Origin of the sequence: Streptomyces hiroshimensis (assembly GCF_014650335.1) — a bacterium.
Taxonomy (GTDB): Bacteria; Actinomycetota; Actinomycetes; order Streptomycetales; family Streptomycetaceae; genus Streptomyces; species Streptomyces hiroshimensis.
In genome coordinates, this window is sequence record NZ_BMUT01000001.1 from 340,012 (window position 1) to 354,010 (window position 13,999).

At 73.9% G+C, this 13,999-nt stretch carries 15 protein-coding genes; 4 read left to right on the forward strand and 11 right to left on the reverse strand.

Going from position 1 to position 13,999, the window contains the following annotated elements:
- Positions 1-104: 104 nt before the first annotated feature.
- The 9 genes from IE241_RS01405 to IE241_RS01440 all read right to left on the reverse strand — a co-directional run bounded on the left by IE241_RS01405 (position 105) and on the right by IE241_RS01440 (position 7,888).
- Positions 105-1,433: a sulfate adenylyltransferase subunit 1 gene (locus IE241_RS01405; protein ID WP_190019693.1), complete on the reverse strand. Its 1,329-nt coding sequence runs from the start codon at positions 1,431-1,433 to the stop codon at positions 105-107.
- A 2-nt stretch (positions 1,434-1,435) separates the two neighbouring features.
- Positions 1,436-2,350 carry a sulfate adenylyltransferase subunit CysD gene (gene cysD / locus IE241_RS01410; RefSeq protein WP_190019694.1) on the reverse strand — a complete coding sequence of 305 codons (915 nt, stop codon included), beginning with the start codon at positions 2,348-2,350 and terminating at the stop codon, positions 1,436-1,438.
- Positions 2,347-2,904, reverse strand: coding sequence for an adenylyl-sulfate kinase (gene cysC / locus IE241_RS01415; RefSeq protein WP_190019695.1), 558 nt, complete (start codon positions 2,902-2,904; stop codon positions 2,347-2,349). Before cysC ends, cysD begins: the two co-directional genes overlap by 4 nt.
- A complete protein-coding gene (locus tag IE241_RS01420) occupies positions 2,901-3,590 on the reverse strand; it encodes a phosphoadenylyl-sulfate reductase (RefSeq protein WP_190019696.1) in 690 nt (229 codons plus the stop codon). The genes cysC and IE241_RS01420 overlap by 4 nt, the downstream gene beginning before the upstream one ends.
- Complete coding sequence (locus tag IE241_RS01425) at positions 3,587-3,778, reverse strand: hypothetical protein (protein ID WP_190019697.1); 192 nt, start codon at positions 3,776-3,778, stop codon at positions 3,587-3,589. Before IE241_RS01425 ends, IE241_RS01420 begins: the two co-directional genes overlap by 4 nt.
- Positions 3,775-5,472, reverse strand: coding sequence for a nitrite/sulfite reductase (locus IE241_RS01430; protein ID WP_190019698.1), 1,698 nt, complete (start codon positions 5,470-5,472; stop codon positions 3,775-3,777). The genes IE241_RS01425 and IE241_RS01430 overlap by 4 nt, the downstream gene beginning before the upstream one ends.
- Before the next feature lie 189 nt (positions 5,473-5,661).
- Positions 5,662-5,745, reverse strand: coding sequence for a putative leader peptide (locus IE241_RS34875; RefSeq protein WP_373300573.1), 84 nt, complete (start codon positions 5,743-5,745; stop codon positions 5,662-5,664).
- A gap of 182 nt (positions 5,746-5,927) precedes the next feature.
- A complete protein-coding gene (locus IE241_RS01435; protein ID WP_190019699.1) occupies positions 5,928-6,509 on the reverse strand; it encodes a GNAT family N-acetyltransferase in 582 nt (193 codons plus the stop codon).
- 116 nt (positions 6,510-6,625) lie between these two features.
- Complete coding sequence (locus IE241_RS01440; protein WP_373300535.1) at positions 6,626-7,888, reverse strand: helix-turn-helix domain-containing protein; 1,263 nt, start codon at positions 7,886-7,888, stop codon at positions 6,626-6,628.
- A 231-nt stretch (positions 7,889-8,119) separates the two neighbouring features.
- Here IE241_RS01440 and IE241_RS01445 point away from each other — a divergent pair, with 231 nt between their 5' ends.
- From IE241_RS01445 to IE241_RS01460, 4 genes are all read left to right on the forward strand, one after another.
- Positions 8,120-9,304: a YihY/virulence factor BrkB family protein gene (locus IE241_RS01445; RefSeq protein ID WP_190019701.1), complete on the forward strand. Its 1,185-nt coding sequence runs from the start codon at positions 8,120-8,122 to the stop codon at positions 9,302-9,304.
- A 195-nt stretch (positions 9,305-9,499) separates the two neighbouring features.
- A complete protein-coding gene (gene rsgA, locus IE241_RS01450; protein ID WP_190019702.1) occupies positions 9,500-10,594 on the forward strand; it encodes a ribosome small subunit-dependent GTPase A in 1,095 nt (364 codons plus the stop codon).
- A gap of 143 nt (positions 10,595-10,737) precedes the next feature.
- Positions 10,738-12,210: a DNA-3-methyladenine glycosylase 2 family protein gene (locus IE241_RS01455; protein WP_190019703.1), complete on the forward strand. Its 1,473-nt coding sequence runs from the start codon at positions 10,738-10,740 to the stop codon at positions 12,208-12,210.
- A 2-nt stretch (positions 12,211-12,212) separates the two neighbouring features.
- Positions 12,213-12,728 carry a methylated-DNA--[protein]-cysteine S-methyltransferase gene (locus IE241_RS01460; RefSeq protein ID WP_190019704.1) on the forward strand — a complete coding sequence of 172 codons (516 nt, stop codon included), beginning with the start codon at positions 12,213-12,215 and terminating at the stop codon, positions 12,726-12,728.
- Positions 12,729-12,774: 46 nt separating this feature from the next.
- On the opposite strand, the gene IE241_RS01465 is transcribed toward IE241_RS01460, so the two are convergent.
- Positions 12,775-13,257 (reverse strand): DUF456 domain-containing protein, encoded by a 483-nt coding sequence (locus IE241_RS01465; protein WP_190019705.1) that lies wholly within the window; start codon positions 13,255-13,257, stop codon positions 12,775-12,777.
- Between the two features lie 81 nt (positions 13,258-13,338).
- A complete protein-coding gene (locus tag IE241_RS01470; protein WP_190019706.1) occupies positions 13,339-13,839 on the reverse strand; it encodes a helix-turn-helix transcriptional regulator in 501 nt (166 codons plus the stop codon).
- Positions 13,840-13,999: the final 160 nt, after the last annotated feature.

Here is a 13,999-nt window from a genome sequence, read left to right on the forward strand (position 1 = left end):
AAGAGGCGGGGCGCCGACGCCGTGGGTACGGGCGTCAGCACGCACATCGGCCGATGCCGCCCGCCGAGCCGGTCGTGATCGCGGTCGTGATCGCCGCCGTCATCTCAGAAGTCCCATCCCTCGTCGTCGGACGGCCTCCCGGGGCCCGCCGCGAAGGCCTCGCCCGCCATGCCTGCGGTCAGCGTCGTGCCGTCGCCCGGATCGATGAGGAGGAAGGAGCCGGTGTGGCGGGAGCCGGCGTAGGGGTCGAGGGCGAGCGGCTCGGCGGTGCGCAGTGTGACGCGCCCGATGTCGTTGGCCTCCAGGCGGCCCGGCGCGGGGTGCTGGGAGAGGTCGTCGAGGGTGAGGCGGGAGGGGATGTCCTTGACGATGGCGCGGACGGTGCGGGTGGTGTGCTTGAGCAGGACGCGGGCGCCGGGGAGCAGCGGCTGGTCGGCGAGGTGGCAGACGGTGGCCTCGACGTCCCGGGTGACCTGCGGCGCGCCGGCGGTGGGCGCGATGAGGTCGCCGCGGGAGACGTCGAGGTCGTCGGCGAGGCGCACGGTCACCGACTGCGGCGCCCAGGCCACGTCGACGCTCTGGCCGAGCGCGTCGATGGCGGCGATCGTGCTCGTGCGCCCCGACGGCAGGACGGTGACGGGCTCGCCGACGCGCAGCACCCCGGAGGCGATCTGCCCCGCGTAGCCGCGGTAGTCGGGGTGCTCGGCCGTCTGCGGTCTGATCGTGTACTGGACGGGGAAGCGCGCGGGGTCGGCGGTGGGGTCGGTGACGACGGGCACCGTCTCCAGGTACTCCAGGACGGTGGGGCCGCCGTACCAGTCCATGTGCGCGGACGGTGCCACGACGTTGTCGCCGGCGAGCGCGGAGACGGGGATGGCCGTGACCTCGGGGACGCCCAGCCCGCTCGCGTAGGCCGTGAACTCCTCGGCGATGGCGGCGAAGACGGGCTCCGCGTAGCCGGCGAGGTCCATCTTGTTGACGGCGAGGACGACGTGCGGGACGCGCAGGAGGGCTGCCACGGCGGCGTGGCGGCGCGTCTGTTCGACGACGCCGTTGCGGGCGTCGACGAGGACGACGGCGGCCTGCGCGGTGGACGCCCCGGTGACCATGTTGCGCGTGTACTGCACGTGGCCGGGGGTGTCGGCGAGGATGAAGCGCCGCCGGGGCGTGGCGAAGTAGCGGTAGGCGACGTCGATGGTGATGCCCTGCTCGCGCTCGGCGCGCAGGCCGTCCGTCAGCAGCGCGAGGTCCGGGGCGGTGGCGCCGCGGCTGCGGGAGGCGTGCTCGACGGCCTCCAGCTGGTCGGCCAGCACGGACTTGGAGTCGTGCAGGAGGCGTCCGACCAGCGTCGACTTGCCGTCGTCGACGGATCCGGCGGTGGCGAAACGCAGCAGCGAGGTCGCGGCCGTGGTCGTGTCGGTCACAGTGCTCATGGCTAGAAGTACCCCTCGCGCTTGCGGTCCTCCATGGCGGCTTCGGAGAGTTTGTCGTCGGCTCTGGTGGCGCCGCGTTCGGTGAGGCGGGAGGCGGTGATCTCGGTGATGACCTCCTCGATGGTGACGGCGTGGGAGTCGACGGCGCCGGTGCAGGACATGTCGCCGACCGTGCGGTAGCGCACGGTGCGTATCCGGCTCTCCTCGCCGTCGCGGGGCCCGCCCCAGGCGCCGGGGGCCAGCCACATGCCGTCGCGGGCGAAGACCTCGCGCCGGTGGGCGAAGTAGATGGCGGGCAGCTCGATCTTCTCGCGGGCGATGTACTGCCAGACGTCGAGCTCGGTGAAGTTCGACAGGGGGAAGACGCGCACGTGCTCCCCCGGGGCGTGGCGGCCGTTGTACAGGTGCCACAGCTCGGGGCGCTGACGGCGCGGGTCCCAGCCGCCGAACTCGTCCCGCAGGGAGAACACCCGCTCCTTGGCGCGGGCCTTCTCCTCGTCGCGGCGCCCCCCGCCGAAGACCGCGTCGAAACGGTGACCGGCGATGGCATCGAGGAGAGGGACGGTCTGCAGGGGATTACGGGTGCCGTCGGGGCGTTCGCGGACCCGCCCGGTGTCGATGGCCTCCTGCACGGAGGCGACATGCAGGCGCAGCCCGTGCTCGGCGACCGTACGGTCGCGGTAGGCCAGGACCTCGGGGAAGTTGTGCCCGGTGTCCACGTGCAGCAGCGCGAACGGCAGCGGCGCGGGAGCGAAGGCCTTCAGCGCCAGGTGCAGCATCACGATCGAGTCCTTGCCCCCGGAGAACAGCAGCACCGGCCGCTCGAACTCCCCCGCCACCTCACGGAAGACGTGCACCGCCTCCGACTCCAGCACCTCCAGGTGGGGCAGGGCGAAGGGGCTTCCGGCGGCGCTCATGCCAGCCCCCGTCCCGCCAGCAGGGCGTGCAGCGCCCCCGCCGACTCGGCCACGCTCTGCCCGTGAGCCTCGATCCGCAGGTCCGGGTCGGCCGGCGCCTCGTAGGGGTCGTCGACGCCCGTCAGGCCGGAGATCTCGCCCGCCGCCTGCCGCGCGTACAGGCCCTTGACGTCCCGGACCGAGCACACCTCGACGGGCGTGGCCACGTGCACCTCCAGATAGCCGGTGCCCCGCTCCTGGTGGTGCTTGCGCACCGCCTCGCGGGAGTCCGCGTACGGCGCGATCACCGGGACGAGCACCTTCACGCCGTGCGCGGCGAGCAGCTGCGCGACGAAGCCGATCCGCCGCACGTTGGTGTCCCGGTCCTCCCGGGAGAAGCCCAGCCCGGCCGAGAGGAACTCGCGGATCTCGTCGCCGTCGAGCACCTCCACCCGGTGTCCCTCGTCGCGCAGCCGCCCGGCCAGCGTCCGGGCGATCGTGGTCTTGCCCGCGCTCGGCAGGCCGGTGAGCCAGATCGTGGCTCCGCTCATCCTCTGCTCCCGCTCCTGTGTCATCCGTGCAGCCCGCACTCGGTTTTGGCGAGCCCCGACCAGCGGCCCGCGCGCGCGTCCTCGCCCGCCGCGATCCGGCGCGTACACGGAGCACAGCCGACGGAGGCGTAGCCGTCCATCAGCAACGGGTTGGCGAGCACGCCGTGTTCGGCGATGTACGCGTCGACATCCTCCTGGGTCCAGCGGGCGATGGGGGAGACCTTCACCTTCCGCCGCCGCTCGTCCCAGCCGACGACGGGGGTGCCCGCGCGGGTGGGGGACTCGTCGCGGCGCAGCCCGGTCGCCCAGGCGTCGTACGCGGCGAGCCCGCGCTCCAGCGGCTCGACCTTGCGCAGCGCGCAGCACAGGTCGGGATCGCGGTCGTGCAGCCGGGGCCCGTGGGCGGCGTCCTGCTCGGCGACGCTCGCGCGGGGTGTGAGCGTGATGACGTTGACGTCCATCACGGCGGCGACGGCGTCGCGGGTGCCGATGGTCTCCGGGAAGTGGTAGCCGGTGTCGAGGAAGACGACGTCGACGCCGGGCAGGGCGCGCGAGGCGAGGTGGGCGACGACCGCGTCCTCCATGGAGGAGGTGACGCAGAAGCGCTCCCCGAAGGTCTCGGCGGCCCAGCGCAGTATCTCCGGCGCCGGGGCCTCTTCCAGCTCGCGGCCCGCCCGTTCGGCGAGCGCCTGCAGATCGGTGACGGTCATGACGTGCTGTCCCCTTCGCCGGGTACGGGCGCCGGGCCCCGGTGGCGGGGGGCCAGCAGCCCGAGGAACGACAGCCGGAACGCCCGGCTGCACGCGGCGCATTCCCAGGCCCCGTGCCCTTCCTCGGAGGGGCGCAGGTCCTCGTCGCCGCAGTAGGGGCAGTAGAAGGGGGCGGCGCGTCCGCTCATGACAGGTCCGCCTCGCCGGCGCGGGCGACCCAGGCCGCGAACCGCTCGCCGTCCTCGCGCTGTTCGCCGAAGCGGGTCAGTACGCGCTCGATGTAGTCGGGCAGTTCCGCGGAGGTGACCTTCAGGCCGCGGACCTTGCGGCCGAATCCGGCCTGCAGGCCCAGCGCGCCGCCCAGGTGCACCTGGAAGCCCTCGACCTGGCGGCCGTCGTCGTCCAGGACGAGCTGGCCCTTGAGGCCGATGTCGGCGGTCTGGATGCGGGCGCAGGCGTTGGGGCACCCGTTGATGTTGATGGTGACCGGTTCCTCGAAGTCCGGCATCCGGCGCTCGAGTTCGTCGATCAGCGAGGCGCCGCGCGCCTTGGTCTCCACGATGGCGAGCTTGCAGAACTCGATGCCGGTGCAGGCCATCGTGCCGCGCCGGAAGGGGGAGGGTGTGACCTGGAAGCCGAGGTCCTCCAGCCCTGCGACGAGCGAGTCCACCTGCTCGCGCGCCACGTCCAGGATGATCATCTTCTGCTCGACCGTGGTGTTGAGCCGGTCCGAGCCGTGGGCCGCCGCGAGTTCGGCGATCTTGGTGAGGGTGCTGCCGTCCACCCGCCCGACGCGCGGGGCGAAGCCCACGTAGAAGCGGCCGTCCTTCTGCTCGTGCACGCCTATGTGGTCGCGCCAGCGGTTGCTCGGCTCGGCCGGCGGCGGGCCGTCGGCGAGCTTGCGCTTCAGGTACTCGTTCTCCAGGACGTCGCGGAAACGTTCCGGTCCCCAGTCGGCCATCAGGAACTTCAGCCGGGCGCGGGTGCGCAGCCGCCGGTAGCCGTAGTCGCGGAAGATGCCCACGACCCCGGCCCACACGTCCGGCACGTCCTCCAGCGGCACCCAGGCGCCGAGCCGCTCCCCGAGCCGGGGGTTGGTGGACAGCCCGCCGCCCACCCAGACGTCGAAGCCGGGACCGTGCTCGGGGTGGACGACGCCGACGAACGCGATGTCGTTGATCTCGTGGACCACGTCCTGCACCGGCGAGCCGGAGACCGCGGACTTGAACTTCCGCGGCAGGTTGGAGAATTCCCTGCTGCCGATGTAGCGGCGCTCGATCTCCTCGATCGCCGGCGTGCCGTCGAGGATCTCGTCCGCGGCGATCCCGGCGACCGGCGAGCCGATGATCACGCGCGGGCAGTCGCCGCACGCCTCCGTCGTCGACAGCCCGACGGCCTCCAGCCGCTCCCAGATGGCGGGCACGTCCTCGATGCGCACCCAGTGCAGCTGGATGTTCTGCCGGTCGGTGATGTCGGCCGTGCCGCGGGCGTAGGTCTGCGAGACCTCGCCGATGGCGCGCAGCTGGGCGACGGTGAGCCGGCCGCCGTCGATGCGCACCCGCATCATGAAGTACTTGTCGTCCAGCTCCTCCGGCTCCAGGACCGCGGTCTTGCCGCCGTCGATCCCCGGCTTGCGCTGGGTGTACAGCCCCCACCAGCGCATCCGTCCGCGCAGGTCGTTGGGGTCGATGGAGTCGAAGCCGGCTTTCGAGTAGATCGTCTCGATGCGTGTCCGCACATTGAGACCGTCGTCGTCCTTCTTGAACTGCTCGTTGCCGTTGAGCGGGGTGAAGTGGCCCACGGCCCACTGGCCCTCGCCGCGGTGGCGGCCGGCCTTGCGGCGGGACGTGGCGGCTGAGGGGGTCTGCGAGGTGGCAGCCATGGCGGTATGTCCTTCGGTGGCCTGCGGGTACGCCCACGGGTGCGCCCGGCGCCGGCGGATGCGGATGCAGGGGCGGGCGCGGGTGCTTACGGGGCTGCGGGGGTGCGCAAGGGGGATGCTCGTCCGCGGCATCGGGGACGGCGGGGGAGCGGGCGAAAGTCAGGAAACGGCAGTGCTGGTGCTGAGACGTCAGCGCGCCGGACAGATGGCGCTGGACACGCGGACGAGGTCGACGTGACGCCGACTCACCAAGACGATTCCAGCTCCGGACATGACGGAAGCGTGGCACGGCGGGAACTGGCCAGTCCACCGTTGTCCGGATTATGGACGAACCCGTCCCGCATCGCGGGACGGGTTCGGTGGCGTGCCGTGCCGGGCGGGGCGGGCGCGGTGCCTGTGTCCGGCCTGTACCCGGTCTGTACCCGGTCTGTGTTCGGCCCGTGTCCGGCCTGTTCTCAGGCGTGGGCGCCCGGCCAGGGCCCGGGCGGGGCGGCCTCGGGCTGCTCCTCGGTCTTCGTCTCGAACAGGCGGAAGCCGCGCTTCTCGTAGTTGGCCACGGCGTGCTCGCCGTCCAGGCTGCAGGTGTGCAGCCAGACCCGGCGGGTCGGCTCCCGGCCCTCCCAGTGCTCGGCCAGGTCCCAGGCCCGGGCGGTGCCGTACGACAGCAGGTGGCCGCCGATGCGGCGGCCGCGGAACGCCGGGATCAGCCCGAAGTAGACGATCTCGACCGTGCCTTCGGGCTGCGGGTCCAGTTCGATGTAGCCCGCCGGTGTCCCGTGTTCATAGGCCACCCAGGTCTCGACCCCGGGCCGCTCCAGGTACGCGCGCCACTGCGCGTGGCTCCAGGGCAGCCGGTCGAGCCAGGTCACGTCGCCGCCGACGGCCGTGTAGAGGAAGCGGCTGAACTCGGGCGAGGGCACCTCGGAGCGGACAATCCGGATGCCGGACGCGGCGTCCGGCTCCTGGACGGGAACGAGGTCGGCCGGCGAGGTCTGTTCCAGGGACCAGGTGGTCACGCTGGTCGTACGGATGCTCATACGCCCAGCGAACCATGACGCGGGGCGCGCGGGGTGAGCGGGGGCTTGCGGTCCCCGCCCGGGGGTGGGTCGCCGTGCTTCGGGTCGGCATGCGGTGCCGGGCGCGGGCCCGGTAGTCAGTCCGGCCCGCCCGGAAGGCGTGCGCGGTCCGTCAGGACCACCGGGGCCGTCGACGCCGGCAGGAGGTCCTCGCCCCGCGGCGGGGTCAGCAGGCGGACGTCGACGCCGTCGGCGAAGCGGTACGGGCGGTGGCCGAGGACGCCCGCCAGGGTGCGCCGCATGCGGGACATCTCCGCCCGGACCGTCACCGTCCGGGAGGCGTCGCCGAAGAGGTCCGCCGCGAGCTCCGCGGCGGAGCGGCCCACGGGGTGCCGGGCCAGCACGTACAGCAGCTCGGCGTGGCGCGGGCTGAGCTCCTGCGACCACTCGCCGCCGGCGCCCGCGACCGTGACCGTCCAGCGGCGCGGGCCGCGTACGTCGAGCACGACGCGGTTGGGCACGAGCTCGGCGCGGGGCGCCTCCTCCACCCGCACCAGCCAGCCGTCCGGCAGCGGCGCGAGCGAGCACAGCCCCAGCGAGGGCAGCCACGCCCGCCCCGCCTGCACCGTCTTGGGCAGCGCGACCCGCCCCACCGGCCCCATGCCCGTCACCGCCGCCGCCCAGCCGTCGCGGTCCACCACCAGCGCCCGCCCGCCCACCCGGGCCAGCATGGGCGCCGCGACCGCCCGCAGCCGCTCCACCGACTCCCAGTGCCGGGACCGCAGCTCCCCCTCGCCCAGCTTCGCGACCGCCGTGACCAGCGGCAGCGTGGCCGGGTTGAACACCGGGGCCGGGCCGCTGACGTTCAGCACGCCCAGCAGCCGCCCGTCGCGCGGATCGTGCAGCGGGGCCGCCGCGCAGGTCCAGCCGTGGTGGGTGCGGACGTAGTGCTCGGCCGAGCGCACCTGCACCGGCCGCCGCTCCACCAGCGAGGTGCCGATGCCGTTGGTGCCGACCAGTTCCTCCGCCCAGGACGCGCCGACGTCGAAGCCGAGCCGGTCGGCGCTGCGCAGCACGCCCGGATTGCCCTGCCGCCACAGCACCCGTCCCTCGGCGTCCGTGACGGCCATCAGGTGCCGCTCGATGTCGACCACCGAGCCCAGCCCCTCGCGCAGCTGGACGAGCAGCGCCGCGAGCGGCGAGCGCTGGCGCCGCTGCTCGACCTCCTCGGCCGGGAGCGGCGGGGACGAACCGCCCTTCTCCGGATCGAGGCCCCGGAGCCGGACGCGGTGCCAGGACTGCCCGATGACCGGGCGCGGGGGCACCGGAGGCCGTGCGTCACCCAGGCAGGCCTCCCGGACGGCCGGCAGCAGGCGTTCGTCGGTGGTTCCGCGGTTCACGCTGCCATGGTGCCGTCCCGCGGCCCCGTCCGCCGGGGCATCCACAGGATTGCAACTCCATGCAACCGTTGCGCGGGGTCGCGCCGCGGGCGGATGGTGTGGGAGAGCGGCCGGAGGGTGGTGCCGAGTCGGCGCAGCATCACCCTCCACCGGACGCTCGTCCCACCCCCTGTCGCCCGTCTGTTCGGCGGGAGTGCGAGCCGATGCTGCCAGGCCGGATACGGTTAGAGCGTGCAGGCAGCAAATGAATCTCCGGGGCGTCGGGCCGGCCGGCTGCACAGGGCTCGCGTCCTGTACCGGAATGTCTCGAAACGCAGGATGGCGTGGCTTCTTCTGAAGGACACGGTCAACTCCTGCATCGAATACCGCGTGACCGGGCTCGCCGCGGAGGCCGCGTTCTTCACGCTGCTGTCCCTGCCGCCCCTGCTGCTGGGCCTCCTCGGCCTGCTCGGCTACCTGGACGACTGGACCGGCACCAACACCATCGGTTCCATCCAGGAGAACATCCTCAGGGCGTCCGCGACGGTCCTCAGCGACAAGGGCGTCAACGAGATCGCCCGGCCCCTGCTGCGGGACGTCACCAAGGGCCGCCCCGACGTCATCTCCGTCGGCTTCGCCATCGCCCTGTGGTCCGGCTCGCGCGCCGTCAACGTCTTCGTCGACACCATCACGATCATGTACGGGCTGGAGGGCAAGCGCGGCATCGTCCGGACCCGCCTGCTCGCCTTCCTCCTCTACATCGTCGCCCTCCTCATCGGGGCGGTGGCGCTGCCGCTGATGGTCGCCGGGCCCGAGGCGGTGGTGGACGTCGTGCCCTGGAGCGCCGACGTCGTGCGGTTCCTGTACTGGCCCGTCGTCATCCTGCTGTGCATCGCCTTCCTCACCACGCTCTACCACGTGTCCGTGCCGGTCCGTTCGCCCTGGCAGGAGGACATCCCCGGGGCGCTCGTCGCCCTGACGATGTGGGTGTTCGGCAGCTTCCTGCTGCGGATCTACCTCACCCACACGGTGGAGGGGCCGACCATCTACGGCTCCCTCGCCGCGCCCGTCGCCGTGCTGCTGTGGATCGGCGTCTCGGCCTTCGCCGTGCTCGTCGGCGCGGCCGTCAACGCCGCGCTCGACCGGGTGTGGCCGTCGGTGGCCACCGCCGCCGCGCGCGCCGACGTCGACCGGCTGCGGGCCGCGGCCGCGGCGCAGGAGGCCGCCGAGCGCGCGGCCCGCGCGCTGGAGGCGAGCCTGGAGGACGACCTCGACGACTACGGCCCGGACGAGGGCGTGATCGGCCAGGACCGCGAGCCGCCCTCGGAGTTCCCGGAGCGGTGGGCCCAGTTCCTGCCCCCGGACGACGTCCGCTCGCGTCTCCAGAAGGAGACCCACCAGCCGAAGCACGCCCGGCACGCGAAGCGGCGCGAGTAGCGCACGTGAAGCGGCGCGAGTAGCGAAGGCGAAGGGAGAAAAACCCTTCGCGCACGCCCGTCCGCCCTGCTTAAGCTCACCCCAGCGCGAAAGACGCGTGTTCCGAGGAGAGGAGGCGAGGACCGATGACTGTCACGGCCCGCACCCAGCAGAAGTCCGTCACTTCCTCCTTCTCCTCCTTTAAGGAACACCGTCTTGACCGAGCTCTCACACCCTCTCGCCCCGTACGGCTGGGACGCAGGGTTCGCTGACAGCTTCACCGCCCACGCCGCCGGGGGCGCCGTCCCCGGCCGCATCGTCCGCGTCGACCGGGGCCGCTGCGACGTCGTCGTGCCCGCGCCCGACGGCACCGGCGTGCACACCGTGCAGGCCGACACCGCGCTCGTCACCACCGGCGACCCGCTGAACATCATGTGCACCGGCGACTGGGCCGCCGTCGACACCGGCCGCGGTCTGGTGCTCGCCCTGCTGCCCCGCCGCAGCGCCTTCGTGCGCTCGACGTCGTCCAAGCGCTCCGAGGGCCAGGTCCTCGCCGCCAACGTCGACCACGCGATCATCGCGGTCTCCCTGGCCGTGGAGCTGGACCTGGGCCGCGTCGAGCGGTTCCTGGCCCTGGCCTGGGAGAGCGGGGCCGAGCCGATGGTCGTCCTCACCAAGGCCGACCTCGTGCCCGACCCCGTCGTCCTCGGCCACCTCCTGTCCGACACGGCGACCGTGGCGCCGGGCGCCCAGGTGCTCGCCGTCAGCGCGGAGACCGGCGAGGGCGTCGACGTCCTCGCCGCCTCGCTGGCCGGGGGCACGTCCGTGCTGCTCGGCCAGTCCGGCGCCGGCAAGTCCACCCTGGCCAACGCCCTGGTCGGCGAGCACGTCCAGGACGTCAACGCCGCCCGCGACCGGGACGGCAAGGGCCGTCACACCACCACCACACGCAACATGCTCAAGCTGCCCTCCGGTGGTGTCCTGATCGACACCCCGGGGCTGCGCGGCGTCGGCCTGTGGGACGCGGAAAGCGGCCTCTCGCAGACCTTCGCCGAGATCGAGGAGCTGGCCGCCCGCTGCCGGTTCCACGACTGCGGGCACGACGCCGAGCCGGGCTGCGCCGTCCTCGCGGCGGTCGACTCGGGGGAGCTGGGGCAGCGGCGCCTCGACAGCTACAGGAAGCTGCAGCGCGAGAACGCGTGGATCGCCTCCCGCACCGACGCCCGGCTGCGGGCGGAGATCCGCCGCGACTGGAAGATGAAGTCGGCGGAGGGCCGTGAGGCGTACGCCCGCAAGCGGGGCGGGCGGTAGTCGCGGTTCCCCCTGGCGGTGCCGGACCTGCCCCGGGCAGGCCCGGCACCGCCGGGACGCGCCTTCGGGTCTGCCTCACAGGCCCGAAGGCCCCCGTCCGATTTCCGCCAGTCGCACGCACCCCCATGCCGCAGACTGGACGCATGGACGACGAGGCCCGCTACCAAGCGGTACACGGCAGGGACGCCCGTTTCGACGGCGAGTTCTTCCTCGCCGTGAAGACCACCGGCATCTACTGCCGTCCCAGCTGCCCCGCCGTGACCCCCAAGCGCCACAACGCCTGCTTCTACCCCTCGGCCGCCGCCGCACAGGGCGCCGGCTACCGCGCCTGCCGCCGCTGCCGCCCCGACACCGCCCCCGGCTCCGCCGAGTGGAACGTCCGCGCCGACCTCGTCGGCCGCGCCATGCGGCTGATCGGCGACGGCGTCGTCGACCGCGACGGCGTCGCGGGGCTCGCCTCCCGCCTCGGCTACAGCGCCCGGCAGGTGCACCGCCAGCTCACCCAGGAGCTCGGCGCCGGCCCCATCGCCCTCGCCCGCGCCCAGCGCGCCCACACCGCGCGCGTCCTGCTGCAGACCACGGACATGCCGGTCACCGGCATCGCCTTCGCCGCGGGCTTCGCGAGCGTGCGCCAGTTCAACGACACGATCCGTGAGATCTACGCGTCCACCCCCAGCGGCCTGCGCGGGGGCAAGAGCCGCCGGGCCTCCGGCGCCGGCATCCCGCTGCGGCTGGCCCACCGCGGCCCGTACGCCGCACGCGAGATCTTCGGCTTCCTGCAGCGCCGCGCCGTCCCCGGTGCCGAGGAGGTCCTCGGCACCGCAGGCGCCCGCCTCTACCGCCGCACCCTGCGGCTGCCCTACGGCACCGGCATCGCCGAGGTCCACGAACCCCGGCCCGGAGACAGCCGGCACGGAGCCTGGCTCGACTGCCGGCTCCACCTCACCGACCCCCGCGACCTGGCCACCGCCGTCCAGCGCGTACGCCGCCTGTTCGACCTCGACGCCGACCCCTACGCCGTCGCCGAGCGGCTCGGCGCCGACCCCCTGATGCGCCCGCTCGTCGCCGCCAGGCCCGGCCTGCGCTCGCCCGGCGCCGCGGACGGCGAGGAACTGGCCGTACGGGCCGTGCTCGGGCAGCAGGTCAGCGTCGCCGCCGCCGTACGCCTCGGCGAGAGCCTCGTCGCCGCCTACGGCAAGCCCCTGCCCGCCCCCGACGGCGGCCTCACGCACCTCTTCCCCGACCCCGCCACCCTCGCCGACGCCGCCCTCGACGAGCTCGACATGCCGGACGCCCGCAAGCGCGCCCTGCGTGCGACGGCCACGGCCCTCGCCGACGGCACGGTCCGCCTCGACCCCGGCGCGGACCGCGAGGAGGCGGCCCGCGCCCTCCTCGGCCTCCCCGGCATCGGCCCGTGGACCACCGGCTACATCCGCATGCGGGCCCTCGGCGACCCCGACGTCCTCCTCACCGCCGACGCCGGCGTCCGGCACGGCCTCACCGCGCTCGGCGCGGACCCCGGCGCCGCCGACGCCTGGCGCCCCTGGCGCAGTTACGCCCTCCACCACCTCTGGCACCTGGCGGCCACCGCCGCCCCGACCGGCAAGGACTCCTGACCATGACCACCCTCTACAGCGAGATCACGAGCCCCCTCGGCCCGCTCCTCGTCACCGGCCGGCCCTCCGCCACCGCCCCCGGCGGGACCGCCATCGCCTCCCTGTCCGTACCGGACCAGAAGAACGCCCCGGCCGTGGACCCCGGCTGGCAGCGCGAAGCCGCCGCCTTCGCCGAGGCCGAGCGGCAGCTCACCGCCTACTTCGCGGGCGAGTCCCAGGACTTCCGCCTCGAATTCGCCGTGGAGGGCACGGAGTTCCGCCGCCGCGTCTGGGACGCCCTGGACGCCATCCCCTACGGCGCCACCACCACCTACGGCGAACTCGCCGCCCGCATCGGCGCCTCCCGGGCCGCGGTCCGCGCGGTCGGCGGGGCCGTCGGCGCCAACCCGCTGCTCGTGCTGCGCCCCTGCCACCGCGTGATCGGCGCGGACGGCTCGCTCACCGGCTACGCGGGCGGCCTGGACCGCAAGCGCGCGCTGCTCGCCCTCGAAGGCTTCGGGGGCGCGGCGGCCCGGTGAGCCGGGCCCGGCCGGCCCGGGGGCCCGCCCGGCCCCCGGCCCCTGCTCATCCTGCGGTGACCGCGCCGATCCACATCCCCACCACCAGCAGGCATGCGAACAGCTCCACCAGGACGCTCGTGCCCAGCGCCCGCATCACGTTCCGGGTGGACGCCCACGCCGCGCCGTGCCCGCCCAGACGCCTGCGCTCGACGCCGTAGAGCCCGGCGACGAACCCGGGGACCGCGCCCAGCACCGGGATCAGGAAGAAGCCGGCGATGCCGGAGACCCCCGCCACCAGGAAGGCGCGGCGCGTGATGCCCGCGCCCCGGAGGCGGCGGGGCGGCAGCAGCCAGCCGACCACCCGCTCCAGCAGCAGCACGCCCGTCGCCCCCGCCAGCACGGCCCACGCGAGGGCGGTCCGGTCGGTCATCGACCACCACAGCACGCCGGCCCACACGATCGGCGGCCCCGGCACCCCGGGAGTGACCACGCCGAGCAGGCCGAGCAGCATCACGAGGCCGACCAGGAGCAGCTGCCACGTCCCCATGCACCAAGGTTGCCGGAAGCCGGGCGGCGGCGCCCCCGGACGATTGCGGCCACGTGGCCGAGACCCGACCCTCGCCTCCCGTCAGAGGCGTGCCGTCCAGCCGTGCGCGGCCGCGTGCCACCCCAGCTGCAGCCGGGTGGTCACCCCCGCCAGCTCCATCAGCCGTTTCACCCGGCGCTGCACCGTCCGCAGCCCGAGCCCGAGCTGCTTGGCGACGCTCGCGTCGGTCAGGCCGTCCATCAGCAGCGAGAGCACGGCGAGGTCGAGCGCGTCGGGTCCGGCCGGGGAGCCGTCGGCCGCGCGCCGGGCGGCGTCCGCGCAGACCCGTATGGGGAGGGACTCGTTCCAGATGTCCTCGAACAGATTCACCAGCGAGGCGAGCAGCGGGCCGGGGTGGACGACCAGGGCCGCCGGCTCGGGCAGCTCGGGAAGCGCGGCGAGCCCGGCCGTGCGGGGAGTGAGCGGGAGCAGGGCAACTGCACGGTCGGCGATCACCAGTTCGGCGGGAATGCGCTCCGCGACGCGCATCCGGGCCGGATCCCCGGAATCCGGCACTGCGGCGAGGCCGGCACGTTCGACCACCGTGCGGTGGGGTATGCCGGACGCTGTGACCGACGAAACGGCTGAGCCGTTCGAGCTGTTCGGGCCCTCCGGTGCGGCCGGGACGGCCGTCCCGGCCGCGCGCCGGGGTCTTCCCGCCAGCAGTGTGCATATCTCCACGGCGGCGCCGCGCCGTATGTGC

Excerpts from the sequence above, each read along its gene's own strand:
- IE241_RS01455 (WP_190019703.1), top strand. The coding sequence starts at position 10,738 with ATGGACGACGAGGCCCGCTACCAAGCGGTACACGGCAGGGACGCCCGT.
- cysD (WP_190019694.1), bottom strand. The coding sequence starts at position 2,350 with ATGAGCGCCGCCGGAAGCCCCTTCGCCCTGCCCCACCTGGAGGTGCTG.
- IE241_RS01435 (WP_190019699.1), bottom strand. The coding sequence starts at position 6,509 with ATGAGCATCCGTACGACCAGCGTGACCACCTGGTCCCTGGAACAGACC.
- IE241_RS01460 (WP_190019704.1), top strand. The coding sequence starts at position 12,213 with ATGACCACCCTCTACAGCGAGATCACGAGCCCCCTCGGCCCGCTCCTC.
- IE241_RS01420 (WP_190019696.1), bottom strand. The coding sequence starts at position 3,590 with ATGACCGTCACCGATCTGCAGGCGCTCGCCGAACGGGCGGGCCGCGAG.
- IE241_RS34875 (WP_373300573.1), bottom strand. The coding sequence starts at position 5,745 with ATGTCCGGAGCTGGAATCGTCTTGGTGAGTCGGCGTCACGTCGACCTC.
- IE241_RS01405 (WP_190019693.1), bottom strand. The coding sequence starts at position 1,433 with ATGAGCACTGTGACCGACACGACCACGGCCGCGACCTCGCTGCTGCGT.
- cysC (WP_190019695.1), bottom strand. The coding sequence starts at position 2,904 with ATGACACAGGAGCGGGAGCAGAGGATGAGCGGAGCCACGATCTGGCTC.
- IE241_RS01465 (WP_190019705.1), bottom strand. The coding sequence starts at position 13,257 with ATGGGGACGTGGCAGCTGCTCCTGGTCGGCCTCGTGATGCTGCTCGGC.
- IE241_RS01425 (WP_190019697.1), bottom strand. The coding sequence starts at position 3,778 with ATGAGCGGACGCGCCGCCCCCTTCTACTGCCCCTACTGCGGCGACGAG.
- IE241_RS01430 (WP_190019698.1), bottom strand. The coding sequence starts at position 5,472 with ATGGCTGCCACCTCGCAGACCCCCTCAGCCGCCACGTCCCGCCGCAAG.